The organism is Bradyrhizobium sp. P2_E8, assembly GCF_056403875.1.
The window spans coordinates 1-2,448 of sequence record NZ_JBFUES010001058.1 but is presented as its reverse complement, the minus strand read 5'-3'; the positions used below and the strand labels follow the sequence as shown (position 1 = coordinate 2,448).

Here is a 2,448-nt window from a genome sequence, read left to right as displayed (position 1 = left end):
GGCCGCGCGCGCGGCGCTGGTCGATGGCGAGATGGGTGTTGCGGTCATCCTCGGCGGGCAATTGCGCATCGCGCTGCGCGTGAGCTTCAGCGGCGACCGGATCGCGGCGATCGAGGCGGTGGCCGATGCAGAAGAGATCGCGGCGATCGAGGTCGAGGTGCTGGAGCGCTAGGCCGGCGTGGCATCGCACCTGTCCGGATGCTAGGCTTTCCGCACAATCGCGCGCTGCCGGCGCTCAAGACGCGAAAGGACGCAAGTCATGACATCCCGCCTCATTCCCCTGCTCGCACTATCCCTGCTCGGCCTCGCTGCCGGCGCCACGACTGCGCTCGCCGCCGCCGACGCGAAGCTGAAAGCCGCCGCCGAGCAGGAGAAGGCGCCGCTGATCGAGACCTTGCGCGACATGGTGATGATCGAGAGCGGCAGCAGCGACGCCGAAGGCCTGAAGAAGATGGCCGACTTCACGGAAGCCCGCCTGAAGGCACTGGGCGCCGCCACGGAGCGGCGCAAGACCACCGCGGGCACGCGCGCCGACATGGTGATCGCAACGTTCCAGGGCTCGGGCACGCGAAAGCTGATGCTGATCGCGCATATGGACACGGTCTATCAGCGCGGCATCCTCGACAGCGAGCCGTACCGTGTCGACGGCAACCGCATCTACGGCCCCGGCATCGCCGACGACAAGGGCGGCATCGCCGTGGTGCTGCATGCGCTCAAGATCCTGAAGGACGCCGGCTGGAAGGACTACGCGACGCTCACCGTGTCGTTCAATCCGGATGAGGAGGTCGGCTCGATCGGGTCGGGCGAGATCATCGCCGAGCTCGCCGATCAGCAAGACGTCGTGCTCTCCTGCGAGCCGACGGTGGCTGCGCCCGTGGCCAAAAATGACGGGCTGCTGCTCGGGGCCAGCGGCACTGCGACGGCGAAAATGGAAGTGAAGGGCCGGGCCTCGCATGCGGGTGCCGCTCCCGATCTCGGCCGCAATGCGCTGATCGAGCTCGGACACCAATTGGTGCAGACCAGGGATGTCGCCAAATCGATTCCCGGCACGCAGCTCAACTGGACCACCGCGCAGGCCGGCACCGTGCGCAACCAGATCCCGAAGAAGGCCGAGGCCGGCGGCGACGTTCGCCTCACCATCCCCGACGGCATCGCCAAATTGCAGGCGGCGCTCGACGCCAAGCTGAAAGAGAAGCTCGTTCCCGACACCGAGACGACGGTGACGATCACGCCGGGCCGGCCGCCYTTCGTCGCCAGCGACCGCGGCCGCGCGCTGGCGCAGGAGGGCCAGGCGATCTATGCCGAGATCGACCGCAAGCTCGACATCGCCGAGATGACCGGCGGAGCCACCGACGCCGGCTACGCCAATCGCAGCGGCAAGGCGGTCGTGGTCGAGAGCTTCGGCCTCGCCGGCTTCGGCTACCACGCCCGCGACGAATTCATCGACACCAACTCGATCGTGCCGCGGCTCTATCTGATGAGCCGGATGCTGATCGAGCAGGGCAAGAAAAAATAGGCGCCAGACCGGGCCAGATCATTGTCGCGAAAACAACCCCATGCACAGTAGACGGCCCTAGCGATATCAATGACTTATTGGACCCCAAATAGCGCCTGAGGCGGCGTCCAGCCGTGCTTGACGCCCTCCGCCATCCCGCGTACCGTCGAATACGGAATTCCGTATTCCCTCTCGTGTTTCGGAGCCGCCGGCGTGATTCCTCTCGATCCGCTCCCGAACCTGATCGACCAGGTCTATGCGCGCATCCTGGAGGCGATCTCCGATCGCACGCTGCAGCCGGGCCAGCGCATCCGGCAGAACGAGCTCGCCGACAAGCTCGGCGTGTCGCGCCAGCCGGTGTCGCACGCGTTGCATCTGCTGCATCGGCAGGGTCTCGTCGCCGAAAGCGGCCGGCGCGGCTTTGAGGTCACCCAGCTCGATCCCGCGCGCATCCGCCAGCTCTACGAGGTGCGCGGCGCCCTCGATGCACTCGCCGCCAGGCTCGCCGCGACGCGCGCCGCAAGCGACGCGGCAGGACGCACGCGGCTTGAAGCGGCGCTCGCCGCCGGGCGCCGCATCGATCGCAACACGTCGCTTGCCGAGCTCATCACCCTCGACGTCGATTTTCATCGCGCGATCTACCAGCTCGCCGGCAATCCCGTGATCGAGGAGACGATCGCGCCGCAATGGTCCCATATGCGCCGCTCGATGGCGACGGTGCTGTCGGAGCTCGACTATCGCGGCAGCGCCTGGGCCGAGCATGCGACGATCGCCGGACACATTCTCGCGGGCGAGGCGAATGCCGCCGAACGCGCGGCACTCGCGCATGCGCAGACGGCGGGACGGATGACCGAGGAGAGATTGAGGGCGACGGACGAGGCGGCGGCGTAGCCGTTTGCGCCGTCGTTCCGGACGCGCGAAGCGCGATCCGGAATCTCGAGGTTCCGGGTTCG

At 67.4% G+C, this 2,448-nt stretch carries 2 protein-coding genes; both read left to right on the top strand.

Translation table 11 applies throughout. The annotated features are described in order from the left end of the window. Positions 1 to 259: 259 nt before the first annotated feature. Complete coding sequence (locus AC1D00_RS36595) at positions 260 to 1,516, top strand: M20/M25/M40 family metallo-hydrolase (protein ID WP_477014019.1); 1,257 nt, start codon at positions 260 to 262, stop codon at positions 1,514 to 1,516. A gap of 192 nt (positions 1,517 to 1,708) precedes the next feature. Then, positions 1,709 to 2,386 (top strand): GntR family transcriptional regulator, encoded by a 678-nt coding sequence (locus tag AC1D00_RS36590; RefSeq protein ID WP_477014018.1) that lies wholly within the window; start codon positions 1,709 to 1,711, stop codon positions 2,384 to 2,386. The last annotated feature ends 62 nt before the right edge of the window (positions 2,387 to 2,448 follow it).